The organism is Shimia sp. FJ5, from assembly GCF_032918335.1.
Lineage (GTDB): Bacteria > Pseudomonadota > Alphaproteobacteria > Rhodobacterales > Rhodobacteraceae > Shimia > Shimia aestuarii_A.
In genome coordinates this window covers 579360-597829 of the sequence record NZ_JAWJUV010000002.1, presented here as the reverse complement: position 1 = coordinate 597829, position 18470 = coordinate 579360, and the positions used below count along the sequence as shown (strand labels likewise).

At 63.6% G+C, this 18470-nt stretch carries 20 protein-coding genes; 8 read left to right on the top strand and 12 right to left on the bottom strand.

Features of this window, described 5'->3' with window-relative positions; translation table 11 throughout:
• Positions 1 to 114: 114 nt before the first annotated feature.
• Positions 115 to 1137 carry a hypothetical protein gene (locus R1W01_RS09390; protein ID WP_243614502.1) on the bottom strand — a complete coding sequence of 341 codons (1023 nt, stop codon included), beginning with the start codon at positions 1135 to 1137 and terminating at the stop codon, positions 115 to 117.
• 26 nt (positions 1138 to 1163) lie between these two features.
• The gene (greA, locus tag R1W01_RS09385; RefSeq protein ID WP_243614503.1) at positions 1164 to 1634 is read right to left on the bottom strand and encodes a transcription elongation factor GreA; all 471 of its coding nucleotides are present in this window, start codon (positions 1632 to 1634) and stop codon (positions 1164 to 1166) included.
• Between the two features lie 372 nt (positions 1635 to 2006).
• Here greA and R1W01_RS09380 point away from each other — a divergent pair, with 372 nt between their 5' ends.
• From R1W01_RS09380 to R1W01_RS09365, 4 genes are all read left to right on the top strand, one after another.
• Positions 2007 to 3656: an electron transfer flavoprotein-ubiquinone oxidoreductase gene (locus R1W01_RS09380; RefSeq protein ID WP_297758446.1), complete on the top strand. Its 1650-nt coding sequence runs from the start codon at positions 2007 to 2009 to the stop codon at positions 3654 to 3656.
• A gap of 140 nt (positions 3657 to 3796) precedes the next feature.
• Complete coding sequence (locus tag R1W01_RS09375; protein WP_297758443.1) at positions 3797 to 5011, top strand: MFS transporter; 1215 nt, start codon at positions 3797 to 3799, stop codon at positions 5009 to 5011.
• A 154-nt stretch (positions 5012 to 5165) separates the two neighbouring features.
• Positions 5166 to 6875 (top strand): tetratricopeptide repeat protein, encoded by a 1710-nt coding sequence (locus tag R1W01_RS09370; protein WP_297758440.1) that lies wholly within the window; start codon positions 5166 to 5168, stop codon positions 6873 to 6875.
• Positions 6865 to 7680 (top strand): 4-(cytidine 5'-diphospho)-2-C-methyl-D-erythritol kinase, encoded by an 816-nt coding sequence (locus R1W01_RS09365; protein WP_297758438.1) that lies wholly within the window; start codon positions 6865 to 6867, stop codon positions 7678 to 7680. The genes R1W01_RS09370 and R1W01_RS09365 overlap by 11 nt, the downstream gene beginning before the upstream one ends.
• An 86-nt stretch (positions 7681 to 7766) precedes the next feature.
• On the opposite strand, the gene R1W01_RS09360 is transcribed toward R1W01_RS09365, so the two are convergent.
• On the bottom strand, positions 7767 to 8768 hold the full coding sequence (locus R1W01_RS09360; protein ID WP_297758435.1) for a polyprenyl synthetase family protein: 1002 nt from the start codon (positions 8766 to 8768) through the stop codon (positions 7767 to 7769).
• 56 nt (positions 8769 to 8824) lie between these two features.
• On the opposite strand from R1W01_RS09360, the gene R1W01_RS09355 reads away from it, so the two are divergent.
• Together R1W01_RS09355 and R1W01_RS09350 are read left to right on the top strand one after the other, a co-directional pair.
• Positions 8825 to 9040, top strand: coding sequence for a DUF2007 domain-containing protein (locus tag R1W01_RS09355; RefSeq protein WP_243614509.1), 216 nt, complete (start codon positions 8825 to 8827; stop codon positions 9038 to 9040).
• Complete coding sequence (locus R1W01_RS09350; RefSeq protein ID WP_297758431.1) at positions 9037 to 9789, top strand: tRNA1(Val) (adenine(37)-N6)-methyltransferase; 753 nt, start codon at positions 9037 to 9039, stop codon at positions 9787 to 9789. The genes R1W01_RS09355 and R1W01_RS09350 overlap by 4 nt, the downstream gene beginning before the upstream one ends.
• Positions 9790 to 9792: 3 nt before the next feature.
• Here the strand turns inward: R1W01_RS09350 and glp are convergent, their stop codons facing one another.
• The 4 genes from glp to fdhD are packed head-to-tail and all read right to left on the bottom strand — an operon-like array spanning position 9793 to position 13062.
• The gene (gene glp / locus R1W01_RS09345; protein WP_297758428.1) at positions 9793 to 11052 is read right to left on the bottom strand and encodes a gephyrin-like molybdotransferase Glp; all 1260 of its coding nucleotides are present in this window, start codon (positions 11050 to 11052) and stop codon (positions 9793 to 9795) included.
• Complete coding sequence (mobB, locus tag R1W01_RS09340) at positions 11049 to 11540, bottom strand: molybdopterin-guanine dinucleotide biosynthesis protein B (protein ID WP_297758425.1); 492 nt, start codon at positions 11538 to 11540, stop codon at positions 11049 to 11051. Before mobB ends, glp begins: the two co-directional genes overlap by 4 nt.
• Before the next feature lie 4 nt (positions 11541 to 11544).
• Entirely contained in the window at positions 11545 to 12162 is a 618-nt protein-coding gene (gene mobA, locus R1W01_RS09335; RefSeq protein WP_297758422.1) for a molybdenum cofactor guanylyltransferase MobA, read from the bottom strand.
• 6 nt (positions 12163 to 12168) lie between these two features.
• The gene (gene fdhD, locus R1W01_RS09330; RefSeq protein ID WP_297758419.1) at positions 12169 to 13062 is read right to left on the bottom strand and encodes a formate dehydrogenase accessory sulfurtransferase FdhD; all 894 of its coding nucleotides are present in this window, start codon (positions 13060 to 13062) and stop codon (positions 12169 to 12171) included.
• A gap of 54 nt (positions 13063 to 13116) precedes the next feature.
• Here fdhD and R1W01_RS09325 point away from each other — a divergent pair, with 54 nt between their 5' ends.
• On the top strand, positions 13117 to 13830 hold the full coding sequence (locus R1W01_RS09325; protein ID WP_297758416.1) for an AzlC family ABC transporter permease: 714 nt from the start codon (positions 13117 to 13119) through the stop codon (positions 13828 to 13830).
• Entirely contained in the window at positions 13827 to 14153 is a 327-nt protein-coding gene (locus R1W01_RS09320) for an AzlD domain-containing protein (RefSeq protein WP_297758413.1), read from the top strand. Before R1W01_RS09325 ends, R1W01_RS09320 begins: the two co-directional genes overlap by 4 nt.
• Positions 14154 to 14263: 110 nt before the next feature.
• Here R1W01_RS09320 and R1W01_RS09315 read toward each other — a convergent pair whose 3' ends face one another.
• From R1W01_RS09315 to R1W01_RS09295, 5 genes are all read right to left on the bottom strand, one after another.
• Positions 14264 to 14923, bottom strand: coding sequence for a hypothetical protein (locus tag R1W01_RS09315; protein ID WP_317275208.1), 660 nt, complete (start codon positions 14921 to 14923; stop codon positions 14264 to 14266).
• Between the two features lie 34 nt (positions 14924 to 14957).
• A complete protein-coding gene (locus tag R1W01_RS09310) occupies positions 14958 to 15092 on the bottom strand; it encodes an aa3-type cytochrome c oxidase subunit IV (RefSeq protein ID WP_297758410.1) in 135 nt (44 codons plus the stop codon).
• Positions 15093 to 15179: 87 nt separating this feature from the next.
• Positions 15180 to 15638, bottom strand: coding sequence for a DUF6173 family protein (locus R1W01_RS09305; protein WP_243614518.1), 459 nt, complete (start codon positions 15636 to 15638; stop codon positions 15180 to 15182).
• Between the two features lie 4 nt (positions 15639 to 15642).
• Positions 15643 to 16674, bottom strand: a complete 1032-nt coding sequence (locus tag R1W01_RS09300) for an MBL fold metallo-hydrolase (RefSeq protein WP_411028154.1) — start codon at positions 16672 to 16674, stop codon at positions 15643 to 15645.
• Between the two features lie 11 nt (positions 16675 to 16685).
• A complete protein-coding gene (locus tag R1W01_RS09295) occupies positions 16686 to 18404 on the bottom strand; it encodes an acyl-CoA dehydrogenase (RefSeq protein WP_297758404.1) in 1719 nt (572 codons plus the stop codon).
• Between the last annotated feature and the right edge of the window lie 66 nt (positions 18405 to 18470).

Genomic DNA, 18470 nt, shown 5'->3' with positions numbered 1-18470 from the left:
CGCTCGCTCTGTGCGCACACACGACGCTGCGCGCTCTTCCAACAAAGCCTTTCCAGAGCCGTGCGGTTGCGCCTCCAACATCTCATCGCACGCGCCGTGCGAACGCGCCTCGGGTTAATCGAAGATCCCCATGACCCGGCCCAAAAGCATAAAGGCCCGCGCTGTGCGTGTCTCTGAAAGGGCGGCAATTTCCGCGTCCGATGCGGTCTCTTCAAACTCCACAAAGGTCTTGTCGAAACGGCGCAGGAAATGATGCGCTGTGTCGCGGAAAATCGGGTCTTGCTTCATGCGCCCCGCCGTCAGGGCAAGCGACGACCGGTCATGAATACCGCCAAGCTGGGCAACGATCCGCCCCCGCTCTCCAGCGGCAAAGCGACGCCAGATCTCCGGCCGTGCCAGATCGGGGCGCAAGTCATCCATATAGATCCCGTCTTGGCTCATCAGGGTGAGCACATCCTGCGCCGCCTGAATAAGCTGGGCCGCCTGCCGATCCTTGAGTGCACGGCGCAGGGCGGCAAAGCCCTCCTTGTCGTCCGCCGTCTCCGGAAAGTTCAGCGCGCGAATGAAATCGACCCGTTCAAGAGGCGGCGAAAGCGCATCCGCCGGTGTGCCAAGTGCCAGAAGCCCCTGATCTTCGCCGGTCTCGACGACCGGAACAGGATCGGGGGTTTTGCGAATACCATTGCTGCGTTCGCGGCTCGAGGTAAAGGTCGCGAGCGCGGATTCCGTCTTGCGCTGCGCGGCGGCGATCTCGTCGAGCTTGCGCTGCACCGACGGCTCCATGCCACCGGGCGCGCCCTTACCCTGTTGCTGGGCAAGATAGCTGCGGCGCATCGCATCAATTGCGGCCTGCAAACGTTCACTTTCTTCGCGCATGATCCGGCTCGACCGCGCTGCGGCTGCTGCAACCCAGATCATTGCGACAGGCATGAAGACCGCCAAGAGCGTCATCACAAAGCGAAGCGAGTCCACCTCCGCGTCGCCCGGCCCCATCACCAGAAAGAAAAGCGCCGCCGCACCAAGCCAGACAAGGCTCAGGACCAAAGCCACGATCTCGGCCCCGGTCACGCGCGGGCGCGCTGGCCTGCGATTGATCTCGAGGCTTGTCGCGAACTGGTCCTGGGCTTCCTCGCTCATCTCGATCCTCCGCCCGTCAGATCACCTCAGACATAGGCGATCGACAGCACCTCATAGCTCTTTTCTCCGCCCGGCGTGCGCACTTCGACGCTATCGCCTTCTTCCTTGCCGATCAGGGCGCGTGCGATTGGCGATTTGATGTTGAGAAGCCCCTTCTCGACATTTGCCTCGTGCTCGCCCACGATCTGCCAGGTCTTTTCTTCGTCCGTGTCCTCATCAACAAGCGTCACTGTCGCGCCGAACTTGATCGCACCGGAAAGCTTTGTCGGGTCGATCACGTCAGCAAGGGAGATCGCCCCCTCAAGCTCTTTGATGCGCCCCTCGATAAAGCCCTGCTTCTCGCGGGCCGAATGATACTCTGCGTTTTCTTTGAGGTCGCCAAGCTCGCGCGCAGAGGCAATCGCCTCGATGACCGCGGGGCGCTCCACGCTTTTCAACTGCTTCAGTTCTGTTTCGAGCGCCGTGAACCCGGCGCGCGTCATTGGGAATTTCTCCATGAGTCTGTCGCTCTCTTTCGTCTTTTTACTGCTTCGGCGCGCATCGCCCGGAGTCATGCAGTTGAGGTATCTGACCCAATCATGCAAGCGAATACAAGCGAAACCGCCGTTTTGGACCGCCCACAGAGACCACCCAAAGCGCCCGGTTGCCAAAGAGGCACGCCCCACCCGCACGCTTTGATCCGCCGCTCCGCCGCTCCGCGCGCCCGGTCCCCTCACCTGGCGGGCACCAAACCCGGCCACAAGCCCGGATTCCGCACGAAAACAGGCAGATTCGCCATATAACGCTGTGTCGCTAATTGACGCGCATTGCTGCGGCGCGGTAATCACGTTCGGAAATAATCTTGCGCGCCAATTTGTAGGGGAGCCAGCATGTCCGAGATCGAACGTGAAGCCATGGAATATGACGTTGTCATCGTCGGTGCCGGCCCAGCCGGCCTGTCGGCGGCGATCCGTCTCAAGCAGAACGACCCGGACCTCGAGGTCGTGGTCCTCGAAAAAGGCTCCGAGGTCGGTGCACATATCCTCTCGGGTGCCGTGCTCGATCCCTGCGGTCTGGACAAACTGATCCCCGACTGGAAGGAAAAGGGCGCCCCGCTCAACACGCCGGTGAAAGAAGACAACTTCTACATGCTCGGCGAAGGCGGCGAAATCCGCGTGCCGAACTGGCCCATGCCGCCGCTGATGAACAACCACGGCAACTACATCGTCTCGATGGGCAATGTCTGCCGCTGGATGGCCGAACAGGCCGAAGCCCTCGGTGTCGAGATCTTCCCCGGCATGGCCTGCTCGGAACTCGTCTATGGCGACAACGGCGAAGTCAGAGGCGTGGTCGCCGGTGTCTTCGGCCTCGAAGAAGACGGCTCCTACGGCCCCAACACCGAGCCGGGCATGGAACTGCACGGCAAATATGTCTTCCTCTCCGAAGGCGTGCGCGGCTCGCTCGCCAAGGAAGTCATCGCCAAATACGACCTCCAGAAAGGCCACCAGCCGCAGAAATTCGGCATCGGCATGAAGGAAATCTGGGAGATCGACCCGGCCAAGCACAAGGAAGGCACCGTGACCCACACGATGGGTTGGCCCCTTGGCTCCAAGGCGGGCGGCGGCTCCTTTGTCTACCACCTCGAAAACAATCAGGTCTATGTCGGCTTCGTGGTGCACCTGAACTACAAGAACCCGCACCTCTATCCCTACATGGAATTCCAGCGCTTCAAGCATCACCCGATGATTGCCGAGCTGCTCAAGGGCGGCAAACGCGTCGCTTATGGCGCCCGTGCGATCTCCGAGGGCGGCTTCCAATCCATGCCCAAGATGGTCGCGCCGGGCGTGGCTCTGCTCGGCTGTTCGGTCGGCATGGTCAACGTGCCCCGCATCAAGGGCAACCACAACGCCATGCTCTCGGGCATCGCCGCCGCAGACGCCGCCACCGCCGCGCTCAAGGATGGCCGCGCCGCAGACGAGCTTTCGGCCTATGAGGAAGAAGTCCGCAAAGGCGCGATCGGCAAAGACCTCAAGAAGGTGCGCAACGTCAAACCGATGTGGTCGAAATGGGGTCTCCTGCCCTCGCTCGCGCTCGGCGGTCTCGACATGTGGACCAACACGCTCGGCTTCTCGCTCTTCGGCACGCTCGGCCACGGCAAGACCGACGCAGAAGCGACCGAACCGGCGGACAAGCACAAGCCGATCGACTACCCGAAACCCGACGGCAAACTGTCCTTCGACCGCCTGACCAACGTCTCCTTCGCGATGACCAATCACGAAGAGAGCCAGCCCTGCCACCTGCGCCTCAAGGACGCCAGCGTGCCGGTGTCGGTCAACCTGCCGAAATACGACGAACCCGCGCAGCGCTACTGTCCGGCGGGTGTCTATGAAGTTGTGCAGGAAGAAGGCAGCGAGCCGCGCTTTGTCATCAACTTCCAGAACTGCGTCCACTGCAAGACCTGCGACATCAAAGACCCGTCCCAGAACATCAACTGGGTCACTCCGCAGGGTGGCGACGGCCCGAACTATCCCAACATGTGATCCACCCAGGATCGCCATTGACGGGTCGCCCTCGGGCGGCCCGTTTTCTTTTGAAGAAAACGCCCCGGAAACTTCAAAAAGTTCCGCCGCCGCCCACATTCCGCTTGCCCTTCCTCCGCCCTGCGGCAACCCTCGCGGCCATGATCCGGCCCCGCTTTTTCTTTGACAATGCCCCCTTCCTTGCTGTCGGCGTCCTGCTGACCTTCCTGTCGAGCTTTGGCCAGACCTTCTTTATCTCGATCTTTGCGGGCGAAATCCGGGCCACCTTCAACCTGAGCCATGGCGCTTGGGGCGGGCTCTACATGATCGGCACTTCGGCCTCTGCCCTCGTGATGATCTGGGCCGGGAGCCTGACCGACCATTTCCGCGTCCGCAGCCTTGGCCCAGTGATCCTTCTCGGCCTTGCCTGCGCCTGTGTCGCCATGGCGCTGAACCCCTATGCCGCGCTCTTGCCCGTGGTGATCTTCGCCCTGCGTTTTTTCGGCCAAGGCATGACAAGCCACATCGCCGTGGTCGCCATGGCGCGCTGGTTCATCGCCCGCCGGGGCCGTGCGCTGGCCATCGCCGCGCTCGGCTTTTCGGTGGGCGAGGCGCTGCTGCCGCTCCTCTTCGTCTCGCTGATGACGGTGATCGACTGGCACCTCCTCTGGATTGTCGGGGCCGGGGCCTGCTTGCTCGGCGGTCCGATCCTGTTCTGGCTCTTGGGCAAGGAACGCACCCCCCAGGCCCTCGCCGCGAGCGAAAGCAACACCGGCATGGACGCGCGCCATTGGCGTCGCCCCGAGGCGCTGCGCCATCCGCTGTTCTGGTGCATGGTGCCCGCGATCCTTGGCCCTTCGGCCTTCATCACCGCCTTCTTCTTCCATCAGGTCCATCTCGCCGGGATCAAGGGCTGGAGCCATGTGGAATTCGTCGCCTTCTTCCCGCTCTACACCGTGACCTCTATTGCCGCGATGGTGGCGGCGGGCTGGGCGCTTGATCGGCTCGGCACGGCGCGGCTCATGCCGTTCTATCAACTGCCGCTCGCCGCCGGGTTCCTGACCCTCGCCCTCTCGACAACACCGCTTGGCCTCGCCCTCGGTATTCTCCTCCTCGGCCTCGCCACCGGGGCCAACGCGACGCTCCCCAATGCCTTCTGGGCCGAATTCTACGGCACCGCTCATATCGGCGCGATCAAGGCGCTGGCGGCGGCGGTGATGGTGCTTGGCTCAGCCATCGGGCCGGGACTGACCGGATTGTTGATCGACCTTGGAGTTGGATTGGAGACCCAGTTCTTCGGCGTCGCCGCCTTTTTCGTTGCGACCTCCCTGCTGATGGGCTGGGGCGTGCGCCGCGCCGCGCAGAGCCTCGCCTGATCGGGCACCACCGCGATACAGACGCAATACCGACGTGATACCGACATGGGTTTTTCGCTGATTTTCGCCACCCGCGCTCAATTCTCCGTGCGCCCATTGCCCTTCTATCACGGACCCCTTACGCTCCTCGGGACGTCCAATTCAGGAGCCGCCCGTGGCAAGATTCTTCCTTCGTTCTCTGACCCTGTCCGCCCTTCTCGCCGCGGCCTCCCTCCCAGCATTTGCGCAAGGGAATTCCGGCGCCTATCTCGCCGCGCGACAGGCCAGTTTCGAGAGTGATTACGCCGCCGCGGCCCAGTACTATACCCGCGCGATCGCCCGCGATCCCTCGAACCCGAAACTACTTGAGAACGCGGTGCTGTCCTATCTCTCGCTCGGACGGCTCGACACGGCGCTCCCCATCGCGCGCAAGATGCTCTCCGACGAAATCCCAAGTCAGCTTGCCAATCTCGTGATCGCCGCGGGCAATGCGCGCGAAGGGAATTTCGACAATATTCTCAACGACCTGGATCAGTTGCGCGGAATCGGCCCTCTGGTGGATGGGCTGCTGCGCGCCTGGGCAAATCTCGGTGCGGGCGACATGAGTGCTGCGCTCGCCGCCTTCGACAAGGTCGCCGAAGAACCGGGCCTCGCGGGCTTTGCCGCCTACCACAAGGCACTCGCGCTGGCCTCTGTTGGCGACTATGAGGGCGCCGAAGAAATCTACTCCGACAAGTCCAACGGCGCGATCCAGATGACCCGCCGGGGCGTCCTGACGCTGGTGGAAATCCTAAGCCAGCTTGGCCGCAACGAAGACGCGGTAAAACTCCTGTCCGACATGTTCGGCACTGGCCTCGACCCCGACCTCGAGAATATGCGCGCCGCACTCGCCGCTGGCGAGAAACTGCCGTTCACCCATGTGCGCAATACCACCGACGGTATCGCCGAAGTGTTCTACTCGCTCGCCTCCGCCCTGCGCAACGAAGCCACCCCCGACTACACCCTCCTCTACGCCCGCGCCGCGCAATACCTGCGCCCCGATCATTTTGAATCCCTGCTTCTGACGGCGGAACTCCTTGAAACCCTTGGACGATTCACCCTCGCCTCCGAGGTCTACAAACAGGTGCCCGCCGATCATCCCTCCTATCACGCAGCAGAGCTCGGACGCGCCGAAGCCCTGCGCCTCGAGGGCAAAACCGAAGCCGCAATCGAAGTGCTCGAGCAATTGACCCGGAGCCACGGCGACCTCTCCGTCGTCTATTCCTCGCTCGGAGATCTGCTGCGACAGGAGATGGAGTTCGCCGAGGCTGCCAAGGCCTATGACCGCGCACTCGAATTGTCCGGCCCGGAAGATCGCACCCGCTGGTTCCTCCTTTACACCCGCGGCATCTGTTTCGAACGGCTCGGCGACTGGCGCACTGCCGAAAAGGATTTCCGCGCCGCACTTGAACTGCGCCCGGAACAACCGCAGGTGCTGAACTACCTCGGCTATACCCTTGTCGAGAAAGAGCAAAACCTCGACGAGGCGCTCGACATGATTGAACGCGCCGTCGCCGCGCGCCCCGATTCTGGCTACATCATGGATAGCCTCGGCTGGGTGCTCTATCGCCTGGGGCGCTATGAAGAAGCCGTTGGCCACATGGAGCGCGCCGCCGAGCTCGAGCCGATCGACCCGGTGGTGAACGACCACCTCGGCGATGTCTATTGGGCCGTGGGCCGCTTTATCGAGGCCGAGTTCCAATGGAAGCGCGCCCTCTCCTTCGTCGACGAAGATAGCGCCGCCGAGGCCAAACCCGACCGCATCCGCCGCAAGCTCGAGGTCGGCCTCGATACCGTGCTCGAGGAAGAAGGGGCCGCGCCGCTGAAGGTTGCCAATGAAGACTGAGGTCTTCGCCCCGGCCAAGATCAACCTGACCCTGCATGTCACCGGCCAACGCGCTGATGGCTATCACCTGCTCGACTCGCTCGTGGTCTTTGCCGATATCGGGGACCGGATCGTCGCAGAACGCGCCGCTGGCCCCTCTCTCGCGATCACAGGGCCGCTCTCGGAGGGGGTGCCGGCCGGGCCCGAGAACCTCGTCCTGCGCGCAGCGGCCATGATGGATGTGTCGGCTGCGCTTCTCATCGACAAACACCTGCCCGCCGCGGCCGGGATCGGCGGAGGCTCTTCCGACGCCGCCGCGACACTGCGGGCGCTTTCCGCCCTTTCCGGCAAACCGCTACCCGCCGACCTTGGGCTTTCTCTTGGTGCCGATGTGCCTGTCTGCACCCTCGCGCGTGCCGCCACGATGCGCGGCATCGGTGAAGAGATCGCACCCGTCGAGGGGCTGCCGCCGCTTCCTGCGGTGCTTGTGAACCCGCGCGTCGAAGTCCCGACGCCTGCGGTTTTTCGCGCGCTCACCTCAAAGACCAACCCGCCGATGCGTGCGATCCCCCAAGGCACGGATATCCGGACGTTCTGCGACTGGCTCGCGACTGAACGCAACGATCTCGAACCGCCCGCCCGCACCCTTGCGCCGGCCATCGACAGCACGCTCACTGCCCTATCCGATGCGCTCATCACCCGCATGTCCGGCTCCGGCGCGACCTGCTTCGGCCTTTACCCGGACCCATCCGCCGCAGAGGCCGCCGCCGCCCGCATCCGTGCGGCACAGCCTGGCTGGTGGGTCGCCGCAACAACCCTCTCCTGATCTTCTTCTCTGTGACAAATACTCCGGGGTGAATGCCCGCCTTGGCGGGCAGAGGGGCTGGCCCCTCCCCCATACGGCGTGACGCTTTAGTTCACCCGCGCGACCACGTAGTCGGCAAGGTCGATGAGCATCTGGCGAATGGCATGCTCCGGCAGGGTCGCAATCGCCGCCTTGGCCTTCTCGGCCCAAGCCAGCGCGTCCTTGCGCGTCTCGACAAGCGCAGCGTGTTTGTCCAGAAGCGTCAGCGCATGATCAAGGTCGCCCTCGCCCTGCTTGCCCTTCTCGATGGTGCGCACCCAAAAGGCGCGCTCGTCTTCATCGGCCTTGGCCACCGCCTTGATCACCGGCAGGGTCAGTTTGCGTTCGCGGAAATCATCGCCCACGTTCTTGCCGGTCGCCTTGCTATCGCCCTGATAATCCAGAAGATCATCAACGATCTGGAACGCGATCCCAAGCGCATCGCCATAATCGAATAGCGCCTGCACATGGGCAGGATCGGCCCCGGCAATCACCCCGCCGACTTCCGTCGCCGCCGAGAAAAGCGCCGCCGTCTTACCGCGCACGACCTGCAGGTAAACGCTCTCATCGGTGCGCAAATCCTGCGCCGCGGTGAGCTGAAGCACCTCGCCCTCGGCAATCGTCGCCGAGGCGTTCGACAGGATGCGCAGCACCTCGAGATTGCCCGTCTCCGTCATAAGCTGGAACGAGCGTGAAAAGAGATAGTCGCCGACGAGAACCGAAGATTTGTTGTCCCAAAGAAGGTTCGCCGTCGGACGCCCCCGGCGCTGTGCGCTCTCGTCCACCACGTCATCATGCAAGAGCGTCGCCGTGTGGATGAACTCCACCGTTGCCGCGAGATGGACGTGATAGGGGCCTTCATAGCCACAGAGCTGCGCCGCCGCGAGGGTGAGCATCGGGCGCAGGCGTTTGCCTCCCGCCCCAACAAGATGCGCCGTGACTTCCGGGATGCGCGGCGCGTGTTCGCTCGCCATGCGCTCCGTGATAAGCGTATTCACGGCCTCCATATCCTCGGCCAGAACCGAGGCCAGCGCCTCGTGAGGTTTGGTAGCGGCTTGATCCAGACCCATCACTTCCCCGTCGCAGGTCTCGACATTGCCGTGCACCTGCCTTTACATCCCCAATCATGAAAGAGCTTCTGCGCAGCAACGACCCTACAATCATCGCCTTTGCCTCGGCCCTTCTCCGAGGCGAGGGTATAGCCTGCTTTGAAATGGACGTAAATATGAGCGTTCTCGAGGGCTCCATCGGCATAATGCCGCGCCGCCTCATGGTGCGCGAGGGCGACCTCGACGAGGCCGAAACCGTGATGCGCGACAACGAGGTGCCTCTGGGCCGATGAGTGGGACTAGCGAGAATGCCTATCTTGGGGGTCGCCTGACGATCCGACAACCGGCGCAGGGCTATCGCGCCGGGGTCGATCCGGTGCTTCTGGCCGCCGCGACCGAAGCGCGGGCCGGGGATCGTGTGCTCGAACTGGGGTGTGGTGTCGGCACAGCCGCGCTCTGCCTTGCCGCGCGGGTGCCGGGCCTCGCGGTCACAGGGGTCGAGCTTCAGGCAGACTACGCCGCGCTGGCGCGCGAGAACGCCGCCGCCAATGGCCTGCCGCTTGAGGTGATCGACGCCGATATCGCCGCCCTGCCCGAAACCCTGCGCCAGCAGCAGTTCACCCAAGTGATCGCCAACCCGCCCTATTTCGACCGCAACGCCGGTAGCCCCGCGACGGATGCGGGCCGCGAAACAGCCATGGGAGAGGCCCTGCCGCTTGAGACATGGGTCGACATCGCCGCGCGCCGCCTTGCCCCCAAGGGCATCGCGACCTTCATCCACCGCGCCGAACGCCTGCCCGATCTGCTTTGTGCGATGCGCGGGCGCCTCGGCTCTCTCGAGTGCATCCCGCTGCAACCGCGCGCCCGCCGCGAGGCCAAGCTGATCCTCCTGCGCGGACGCAAGAATGGCCGCGCCGCTTTTCGCATCCATGCGCCCGTGGTGATGCACGAGGGCGCCACGCATGAGAAAGACGGCGACGACTACACCCCAGAGATCAGCGCCGTGTTGCGCGACGGGGCCGCGCTGCCATTTCCGAAATAGCGCCTAAAGGCCGAACCCGGCATAGGGAATAAAGGCGACGGGCGTGTCGATCTCGACCTCCATCGCCCCATCCGGCAGCTCGACCAACCCCTCGGCCCAGCTTAGCCCGCTGATCCGCCCGGAGCCTTCCGAGGCAAAGACCTCGGCCCGCCCGTCGCGCAGGCGGGCGCGGAGGTATTCCCGCCGACCCGGCTTTTTCGACTTGCTGAACCCCGCCGGAAGCATGATCCGCATTGGCTCGTGCCAACCTTGCCCCGCCAAGAGGCCCATCGCGGGCCGCGCAAAGACCAAGGTGCAGACCATCGCCGCGACCGGGTTCCCCGGCAGGCCAAAGACCGGCACGCCCTGCCATAGACCAAGCGCCAGCGGGCGGCCCGGCTTCACCGCGATCCGCCAGAGGTTCATCGCGCCCGCTTCCTGCAAGAGCGCCGACATGTGGTCTTCGTCTCCCGCCGACGCACCACCGGAGGTCAGGATCACATCAGCCCGCGCCGCCGCCTCGTCGAGCCTCTTGCGCAGCGCCGCGCGATCATCTGGGGCGCGGCCCATATCGACCGGCTCAAAGCCAAACCGCGTAATCATGGCAAGGAGCATGGGCCGGTTCGCGTCATAGACCTGATCCGCCCGCGCATCGGAGCCCGCCTCGGCAAGCTCGTCCCCTGTTGAGAGCACCGCAACCCGAAGCCGCGCCCGCACGGGCACCGCGTCCTGCCCCGTCGCTGCCAGTAGCGCGAGGTCCGCAGGCCCAAGGCGACGCCCCGCCTCGAAAAGCGTATCGCCCGCGTCCACGTCTTCTCCCGCGCGCCGCGTATTCGCGCCTTTCTTCAGCGGCCCATGAAAGGCAATCTCTACCCCGTCCGTCGTCACGTCCTCCTGAAGGATCACCGTATCGACACCCTCGGGAAGCGCCGCCCCCGTCAGAACACGCACCGCGTGGCCCGCAGGCAATACGCCATCGTATGGATCGCCCGCCGCCGCGCGCCCCTCCACAAGCGGCATGACCTGCGGCCCCTCGACCACATCCGCGTGACGCAGCCCATACCCATCCACCGCCGTGTTCGCGACCGGCGGGTTCGCCCGAAGCGCGCGCACATCCTCGGCCAACACCCGGTCCAGCGCCTCGGCGAGCGGCACCGTCTCCGCCCCGGTCACTGGCCCCAGCCTCTCGCGCAGCAAGCCAAGCGCCTCATCCACCGGCGTCCAATGCGTCCCGGCAGGCAGTGCAAAGCAATCGTCGCGCAAGGGGGGCGGCTTCAGCGTCAAAGCCCCACCTCCCGCAGAATGAAATCCGCAATCGCGCCCGTGTCGTTGAGATCAAACACCGGGCGGTCAACCTTGACCGCGCTATCGGCCGCCACAGCGCGGATCGTGGCATCCTCCGGCGCGATGAGCGGGTTGCCCGTCTCCGCGCGGAACGCCTCGACCTTGGGATGGCGGTCTCGCTTGTAGCCCTCGACCAACACGAGATCGACAGGCGCAAGCTGCGTCAGAAGCGCCTCAAGCGTCGGCTCCTCCTCGTCGCGCAACTCATGCATCAAGGCCCAGCGATTTCCCGACGCCAAAAGAACCTCCGACGCCCCCGCAACGCGATGGCGGTGGCTATCCTTACCGGGTTGATCCACATCGAACGTATGATGCGCATGCTTGACCGTGGAAACGGAGAACCCCCGCCCCGTGATCTCGGCGACAAGCCGCTCCATAAGGCCCGTCTTGCCCGCGTTCTTCCATCCCGTAACGCCGTAAATCCGCATGAGCCTACCTTTGCACGAGACGCCGCGCCGTGGCGAGGTCTTCGGGTGTGTTGATATTGAAAAACGGGTCCTGTTCTGCGCTCTCAAAAATCGCTTCGCGCCCGCCATGCTGATCCGTCCAAAGCACGACCTTGCGCAAACCGCTTTCGAGTGCCGCGCGCAGATCGTCACGCAGCTCGACGGGCCAGAGGCCAAAGGTCGGTTGCCGCCAAATCTTGCCCGTCTCCGCATCCCGGCTCGCCGCAAGGACCAGTGGCGCCTCCATGCCCACGGCCTCCGCCTCAAGCCGCGCAACAAGGTCGGTCGGGAAGAACGGCGTATCGGCGGCGGCGGTCACGATCCGATCCGCCCCCTGCTCCGCCGCCCAATCCAGCCCCGCCAGCACACCCGCCAACGGCCCCGGATGATCCGGCAACGTGTCGGGCAGGACCGGCAGCCCCGTATCGGCAAACCGCGCCGCATCGCCATTGGCGTTGAGCGCCAGCCCTGCAACCTGCGCCCCAAGGCGGTCAATCACCCGATCCAAAAGGCTCTGCCCCCCGATCTCGAGCCGCCCCTTGTCGCCGCCGCCCATCCGCGTCGCCTTGCCCCCGGCAAGGATGATCCCCAATGGTTTCTGCATCCCGGTCTAGTCCTTGTCCGCCGATTTGCGACGATGTTTCTTATCCTCCTGCGGAACATCCGCCGGGTCCGCATCGCGGATCAGCCGGTGATCGCCGCTAAGACAGGTGAAGCGATGCCCCCGGAGCCGCCCGATCAGCGTCAGCCCGACCTGCTCGGCAATCTCCACGCCCCAGGCGGTAAAACCCGAGCGCGAAGCGAGGATCGGGATCCCCATATGCGCCGTCTTGATGACCATCTCCGAGGTGAGCCGCCCCGTTGTATAAAGAACCTTGTCCGCGGCCTCCGTGCCCGTGTCGAGCATCCAGCCCGCCACCTTGTCGACCGCGTTATGGCGGCCCACGTCCTCCATATAGACAAGCGGCCTATCGCCCTGGCACAGCACCGTGCCATGGATGGCCCCCGCCTCGAGATAGAGCGACGGGGTGCGATTGATCTTCTGCGCCAGTGTATAAAGCTCCGAGGTGCGTAGGCTGGCCTCCGGCAGCACCAGCCCCTCGAGCCCCTCCATCATGTCGCCGAACACCGTCCCCACGGCACAGCCCGAAGTCCGTGTCTTCTTGGCAAGCTTTTCCTCGTGGTCAGTCTCCTGCGCAGTGCGCACGACCACCGTCTCAAGCTCTTCGTCGAAATCAACCCCGGTGACTCTATCCGTCCGCGATAGCATCCCCTGATTGCGCAGGAACCCAAGCGCGAGATACTCCGGATAGTCGCCAATCGTCATGGCCGTCACGATCTCGCGGGCGTTGAGGAAAATCGTCAGCGGGCGTTCTTCCACGACCTGCACCTCGACCGGCACACCCGCCTGATCGCGCCCCGAAACCACCCGTTGCAACCGCGCGGCCGTTGGGTCAGGGGCGATAAGATAGTCGTCAATGTCGCGTGACGTCGCCAATTGCATCTCCTTCACAAGCGGGATAGTCGGTTGTGGTATACATCAATCTAGGGGCAAGTCATGGCCGCCTCCACCACCAATTCCGCCTATTGGAAAGGCTTTCGCGACGGGATTCCCTTTATCCTCGTGGTGACGCCTTTTGCCCTGCTCTTCGGCGTCGTGGCGACCGAATCCGGCCTCAATCTCGTTGAAACAATGGGGTTTTCCATTGTCGTCATCGCTGGCGCGTCGCAGTTCACGGCGTTGCAACTGATGAATGACAACGCGCCGACCCTGATCGTGATCCTCTCGGCGCTGGCGGTCAACCTGCGGATGGCGATGTATTCCGCCTCCCTGACGCCCTATGTCGGCAAGGCGCCGATCTGGAAGCGTGCCTTCATCGCCTATTTCATGGTCGATCAGGCCTATGCCATGTCCATCGTCACCTACGAGACCCGCCCCGAGATGAGCGTTGCGGCGCGCGTGTCGTATTACTTCGGCGTCGTTACCCCCATCGTGCCGCTCTGGTATCTCTTTACCCTCGTCGGCGCGATGGTCGGCCAGTCGATCCCGCCGGAAATGGCGCTCGATTTCGCCGTGCCGATCACCTTTATCGCGATGATCGGGCCAATGCTGCGCACGCCTGCACACGTCGCCGCCGCCGTGGTTTCGGTCGCTCTGGCGATAGGCTTTGCCTGGGTGCCTTATAATCTTGGCCTGATCATCGCGGCCCTCGGCGCCATGGTGACCGGAGCCCAGGCGGAACTCTGGTTCGCACGAAAGGCCGGGTCATGACCGATACAGCCACCACTTGGTTTATCATCTTCGCGCTCGGCATCGGGACATTCGTGCTGCGGTTCTTCTTCATCGGCATCATTGGCGATCGCGAACTGCCAGCTTGGGTCTTGCGCCACCTGCGCTATACCGCCGTCGCGGTGCTGCCGGGCCTCGTCGCGCCCTTGGTCCTTTGGCCCGCCGCCACAGATGGCCAGCCCGACCCGGCCCGCCTTGCCGCCGCGCTTGTGACGCTGACGATCGGCTACCTGGCGAAAAACGTGATCTACGCAATTCTCGGCGGCGCCGCGACGCTTTATCTCGGGCTCTACCTCGTCGGCTAGAGACCGGCGCCGCTCTTCCTCTTGCCGGAAATATCCCGGGGTGAATTGCCTGCCTTGGCAGGCAAGAGGGGCTGGCCCCTCACCCGTGGTCGTTGCAAGAAAACGACGCCTTACTCGTCTGCGGCTTCTGCCTCGGCCCGGCGACGCGCACGGGTCTCTGCCACGCGCTCGGCGTTGAAGGCAGCAAGCACCTTGGATTTGTCGTCGCCGTCATATTCGAACAATTCGCGCGTGCGCGGCCCTTTCTTGGCAAAGGCTTCCATGAGCTTGTTCGGATAGTAGGTCGCGGGCATGTCCTCGAACCCCGGCACGCCTTGCAACAGACGCCCGGTGCTGAGCGCGCATTGCGATTGCGGCACGGCCCCATAGGCTTGCGCCCGGCGTAGGGCAATCTCGGCCACCTCTGGCGACACGTCGAGTTCCTGGATGATGACGTGATAGGTCTCGCGGGCATGGAAGCGCGTGTAGACATCCACCATCTTCGGCGTCATGCCGTAGACAACATCGCCGCGCGCGACGATGCTTTCGGCACGGAAACTCCCCGCCGGATCCCAGGCCACGCGCTGCGAGCCATTGATGAGAAGCGAGGTATGCGCGCCTGCACCGGTATCGTTGCTGACCATCGTGTAGAGGGTCAGCCGCGGCGGGCCGTCATGGCTATAGGCAACCTGCCGGATCTGCTCGTCCGAGGCATTCTCTTCGTTGACCGCGCATCCCGCGATAAGAACAGCCGCACAAAGCGCCACACAAAGGCGAAACACACGCATCATCGGGATATCCCCCGGACAAGAGAAAAGAAAAGGCTTAGCTGTTCACCAGCGCCATGAAGATCAGGATACCGATCGCCGTGCAGGCGACGTAGATCGAGGCCTTGATGAAACCGGCAAAGGTCTTTTCCTGAACCGAGGTATCCATAGTTCCGTGCTTGTGATCAGCCATGAGAGCGTTTCCTTCCGTAAATCCTGATCCTTGATTAGCGGATTCGAAATCGCCTGTCACCACGTCAATACGCCGCTCGGGCCGGGTTTACTCGCCCGCTTTCTCAAGATCGGCAGCAAGCCGAAAGCCAATCCGCGTCGGCGCCTCTTCATTGGCCATTTTCGGCAGCGCCCGAAGCATCACCGAAAGCTGGCTCACATGCTGCACGAGCTGTGTCTTGATACCGCTCGAATCGCTTCCGTAGAAAGTGATCATGTCGGGATCGAAGAACCCCATGCCCTCGATCCGAAGCACGCCCGCATCGCCGCCGGTAAAGCCCATGGCGACCTCGTGCTCGTTGTCGAGCTGTTCCTCGAAGTTCTGGATATAGAGGATGAGCCGCTCATAGGCCCATTCCGCCGGGCTTTTCTGCGCCACGGGCTTGGCATTGATCGCCTGCGGTTTGTCTTCGCCACCCGCAGCATCCGGATCGGCATGGGCGTCGTGTCGTCGTGGCAGGATGGCCGCTTCTGCAAGTTCCACCGAAGTCTCGATCCCGTCACCCATTCCACTACTCCACGCGTTGCCAGAGCCACGCCCCGTCATCGCGCAGGGTGCGGCGTACTTTGCCAACATGGTAGAGATGGTTGAGATGAGCAAGCGCCTCGACAAGCGCCAGCCCATAGGCCGGCCCGCCGATCTGACGCTTGAAGATCGGCAGGAAACACTCCCCTGCCGTCTGTGGCCTGTCGAGATGTTCCATAAGGCGGTCCAACGCGCCGTGATGGTTCTCGATCAATTGCTTCATCCGAAGCGGCATGCCTGTGAACGGCAACTTGTGCCCCCCAAGGACAAGGTGATCCTCGCGCGCATACTGCGAAAGCCGCGCGCAGGATTCCATCCAATCGCCCACCGGGTCCGCTTCCGGCTCGGTCGCATAGACACCGATATTGGAGCTGATGGACGGCAGGATCTGATCCCCCGACAGCACGAGATTGTCATCCCGGCTCCAGAACGTCGCGTGTTCGGGCGCGTGGCCATTGCCGATATGCACATCCCAATCGCGCCCACCGATCCGCACCACGTCGTCCTGTTTGACCCGCTTGAAGCCGACGGGCATCGGCGCCACCACATCGGAGAAATTGAAGGGCCGTTCACTCGCACGCTGCTGGAACACCTCTTCGTCCATCCCCGCACGACGATAGAAATCGAGCGATTCCTGCGTCGGCACCGCCTGTTCATCAAGCTGCAGCATCCGCGCAAAGAGCCATGCTGTCCGTGTCGTCCAGAGCGCCGCGCCGTGATCCGCCTGGAACCAACCGGCAAGGCCCACGTGGTCCGGGTGATGGTGGGTCACGATCACGCGCGTGATCGGCTTGCCCTTGAGAGGCCCCGCGAGGATCTTTTCCCAGATCTCCCGCGATGTCTTGGAATCAAAGCCGGTGTCGACAATGGTCCAGCCATCGCCATCATCCAGCGCATAGATGTTCACATGATCGAGCGTCATCGGTAGCGGCAGGCGCATCCAAAGAACACCTTCGGCCACTTCGATCGCCTCGCCATGTTCTGGCGCTGCGTCCCACGGATATCGGATACCTGACACGCCCCCGTCCATCACACGGCCAGATCGTCGACGGTAATCGCATAGAGATCCTCCGCCCCACGCATTGCATGGGCAAGAAGCCCGGCATGTTCCGGCAACAGCCGGGTGATATAGAACCGCGCGAGTTTCGTGCGCGCACCCGCGCCGCCTTCACCCATCGCCGCGCGCAGGTGATAATGCGCGCCAAGCACGCGGGCAAAGCCCTTGAGGAACGGCACACAGCCCGCGAACCGGTCGTTCATGTCGCCCTGCGCCACAAGCCACTCGGTGGTCTCACGCAGGGTTTCCGTCGCCTCCCACACCGGCTCGGCCAACTCTGGGAATGTGCCACGCGCGGCTTCGGCATTGGCTTCAATCTCGTCGAGAAGCCGATAGGCCGCCTCGCCCCCATCCATGAGCTTGCGTCCCACGAGGTCCATCGCCTGAATGCCGTTCGTGCCCTCGTAGATCGCGGTCACCCGGACATCGCGCGAATACTGCGCCGCACCGGTTTCCTCGATAAAGCCCATGCCGCCATGCACCTGCACGCCCATTTCCGAGACGGCGATGCCGGTGTCTGTACCAAAGGCCTTGGCAATCGGGGTCAGGAACGCGGCCCGCGCTTTCCACTCCGGGTCTTTCGTCGCGGTGGTCATGTCGATCGCCACCGCACAGGCAAGCTCGATCGCGCGCGCTGCAAAAACATCCGCCTTCATCGTCGCCAGCATCCGGCGCACATCGGCGTGGTCAATGATCGTGCCGCTGCCGCCCTCGACCGGGGTGCGGCCCTGCTTGCGCTCCTGCGCATAGGCCAGCGCATGCTGATACGCCCCTTCGGCCACGCCGACGCCCTGACCACCCACACCAAGACGCGCATTGTTCATCATGGTGAACATGGCGCGCATCCCGTCATGCGGCTCTCCGATGAGCCAACCGGTTGCCCCGTCATACTGCATCACGGCCGTCGGAGACCCATGCAGGCCCATCTTGTGCTCGAGGCTCACGACCTTGAGGCTGTTGGCCACGCCGGGATTGCCGTTTTCGTCCGGGATGAGCTTCGGCACGATGAAAAGACTGATCCCCTTGGTCCCCGGCACGCCATCAGGCAGACGCGCAAGCACGAGGTGACAGACATTTTCGGTAATGTCGTTGTCGCCCCAGGAGATATAGATTTTCTGCCCGCTGATCGCATAGGAGCCATCCCCGTTCGGCTCGGCCTTGGAGCGCAGCGCGCCGACGTCCGACCCGGCCTGCGGCTCGGTCAGGTTCATCGTCCCGGCCCACTCGCCAGAGATCAGCTTCGGCAGGTAGGTCGCCTTGATCTCGTCGCTGGCATGATGCTCAAGCGCCTCGATCTGGCCCTGCGTCATCAGCGGGTTGAGTTGCAGCGACAGGCAGGACGCGCTCATCATCTCGTTCACCACGGTGGTGACCGAGTGCGGAAGCCCCATGCCGCCATATTCCGGGTCCGCGCTGGTCGAAATCCAGCCGCCCTCAGCGATCTGGCGATAGGCGTCTGCGAAACCGGGCGAAGTGCGCACCTTGCCGTTCTCAAGAACCGCGCCCTCGAGATCGCCATTGCGCTGCACCGGGTACATGACCTCTTCGCACATGCGCCCCGCTTCGGTCAGGATCGCATCGACCACGTCTTGATCCGCCTCTGCAAATCGCTCGGTCTGGGTCACCTGTCCAAGGTCGACGACGTGGTCGAACATGAACTTGTACTCGGGGACGGGGGCGCGAAAGGGCATGGCACTCTCCTGATCTTGCGACTTGGCTTTGCGGTTCGGCGCTTGTATGCAGCTTTTCGCTCTAGG

Bases quoted from the DNA above. Each gene is read 5' to 3' on its own strand.
- R1W01_RS09305 (WP_243614518.1), bottom strand. From the start codon at position 15,638: ATGGGTGACGGGATCGAGACTTCGGTGGAACTTGCAGAAGCGGCCATC.
- R1W01_RS09390 (WP_243614502.1), bottom strand. From the start codon at position 1,137: ATGAGCGAGGAAGCCCAGGACCAGTTCGCGACAAGCCTCGAGATCAAT.
- R1W01_RS09350 (WP_297758431.1), top strand. From the start codon at position 9,037: ATGAGTGGGACTAGCGAGAATGCCTATCTTGGGGGTCGCCTGACGATC.
- R1W01_RS09380 (WP_297758446.1), top strand. From the start codon at position 2,007: ATGTCCGAGATCGAACGTGAAGCCATGGAATATGACGTTGTCATCGTC.
- R1W01_RS09360 (WP_297758435.1), bottom strand. From the start codon at position 8,768: ATGGGTCTGGATCAAGCCGCTACCAAACCTCACGAGGCGCTGGCCTCG.
- R1W01_RS09365 (WP_297758438.1), top strand. From the start codon at position 6,865: ATGAAGACTGAGGTCTTCGCCCCGGCCAAGATCAACCTGACCCTGCAT.
- R1W01_RS09375 (WP_297758443.1), top strand. From the start codon at position 3,797: ATGATCCGGCCCCGCTTTTTCTTTGACAATGCCCCCTTCCTTGCTGTC.
- mobA (WP_297758422.1), bottom strand. From the start codon at position 12,162: ATGCAGAAACCATTGGGGATCATCCTTGCCGGGGGCAAGGCGACGCGG.
- R1W01_RS09295 (WP_297758404.1), bottom strand. From the start codon at position 18,404: ATGCCCTTTCGCGCCCCCGTCCCCGAGTACAAGTTCATGTTCGACCAC.
- mobB (WP_297758425.1), bottom strand. From the start codon at position 11,540: ATGCGGATTTACGGCGTTACGGGATGGAAGAACGCGGGCAAGACGGGC.
- R1W01_RS09320 (WP_297758413.1), top strand. From the start codon at position 13,827: ATGACCGATACAGCCACCACTTGGTTTATCATCTTCGCGCTCGGCATC.
- R1W01_RS09315 (WP_317275208.1), bottom strand. From the start codon at position 14,923: ATGATGCGTGTGTTTCGCCTTTGTGTGGCGCTTTGTGCGGCTGTTCTT.
- greA (WP_243614503.1), bottom strand. From the start codon at position 1,634: ATGGAGAAATTCCCAATGACGCGCGCCGGGTTCACGGCGCTCGAAACA.
- R1W01_RS09355 (WP_243614509.1), top strand. From the start codon at position 8,825: ATGAAAGAGCTTCTGCGCAGCAACGACCCTACAATCATCGCCTTTGCC.
- R1W01_RS09325 (WP_297758416.1), top strand. From the start codon at position 13,117: ATGGCCGCCTCCACCACCAATTCCGCCTATTGGAAAGGCTTTCGCGAC.
- R1W01_RS09310 (WP_297758410.1), bottom strand. From the start codon at position 15,092: ATGGCTGATCACAAGCACGGAACTATGGATACCTCGGTTCAGGAAAAG.
- fdhD (WP_297758419.1), bottom strand. From the start codon at position 13,062: ATGCAATTGGCGACGTCACGCGACATTGACGACTATCTTATCGCCCCT.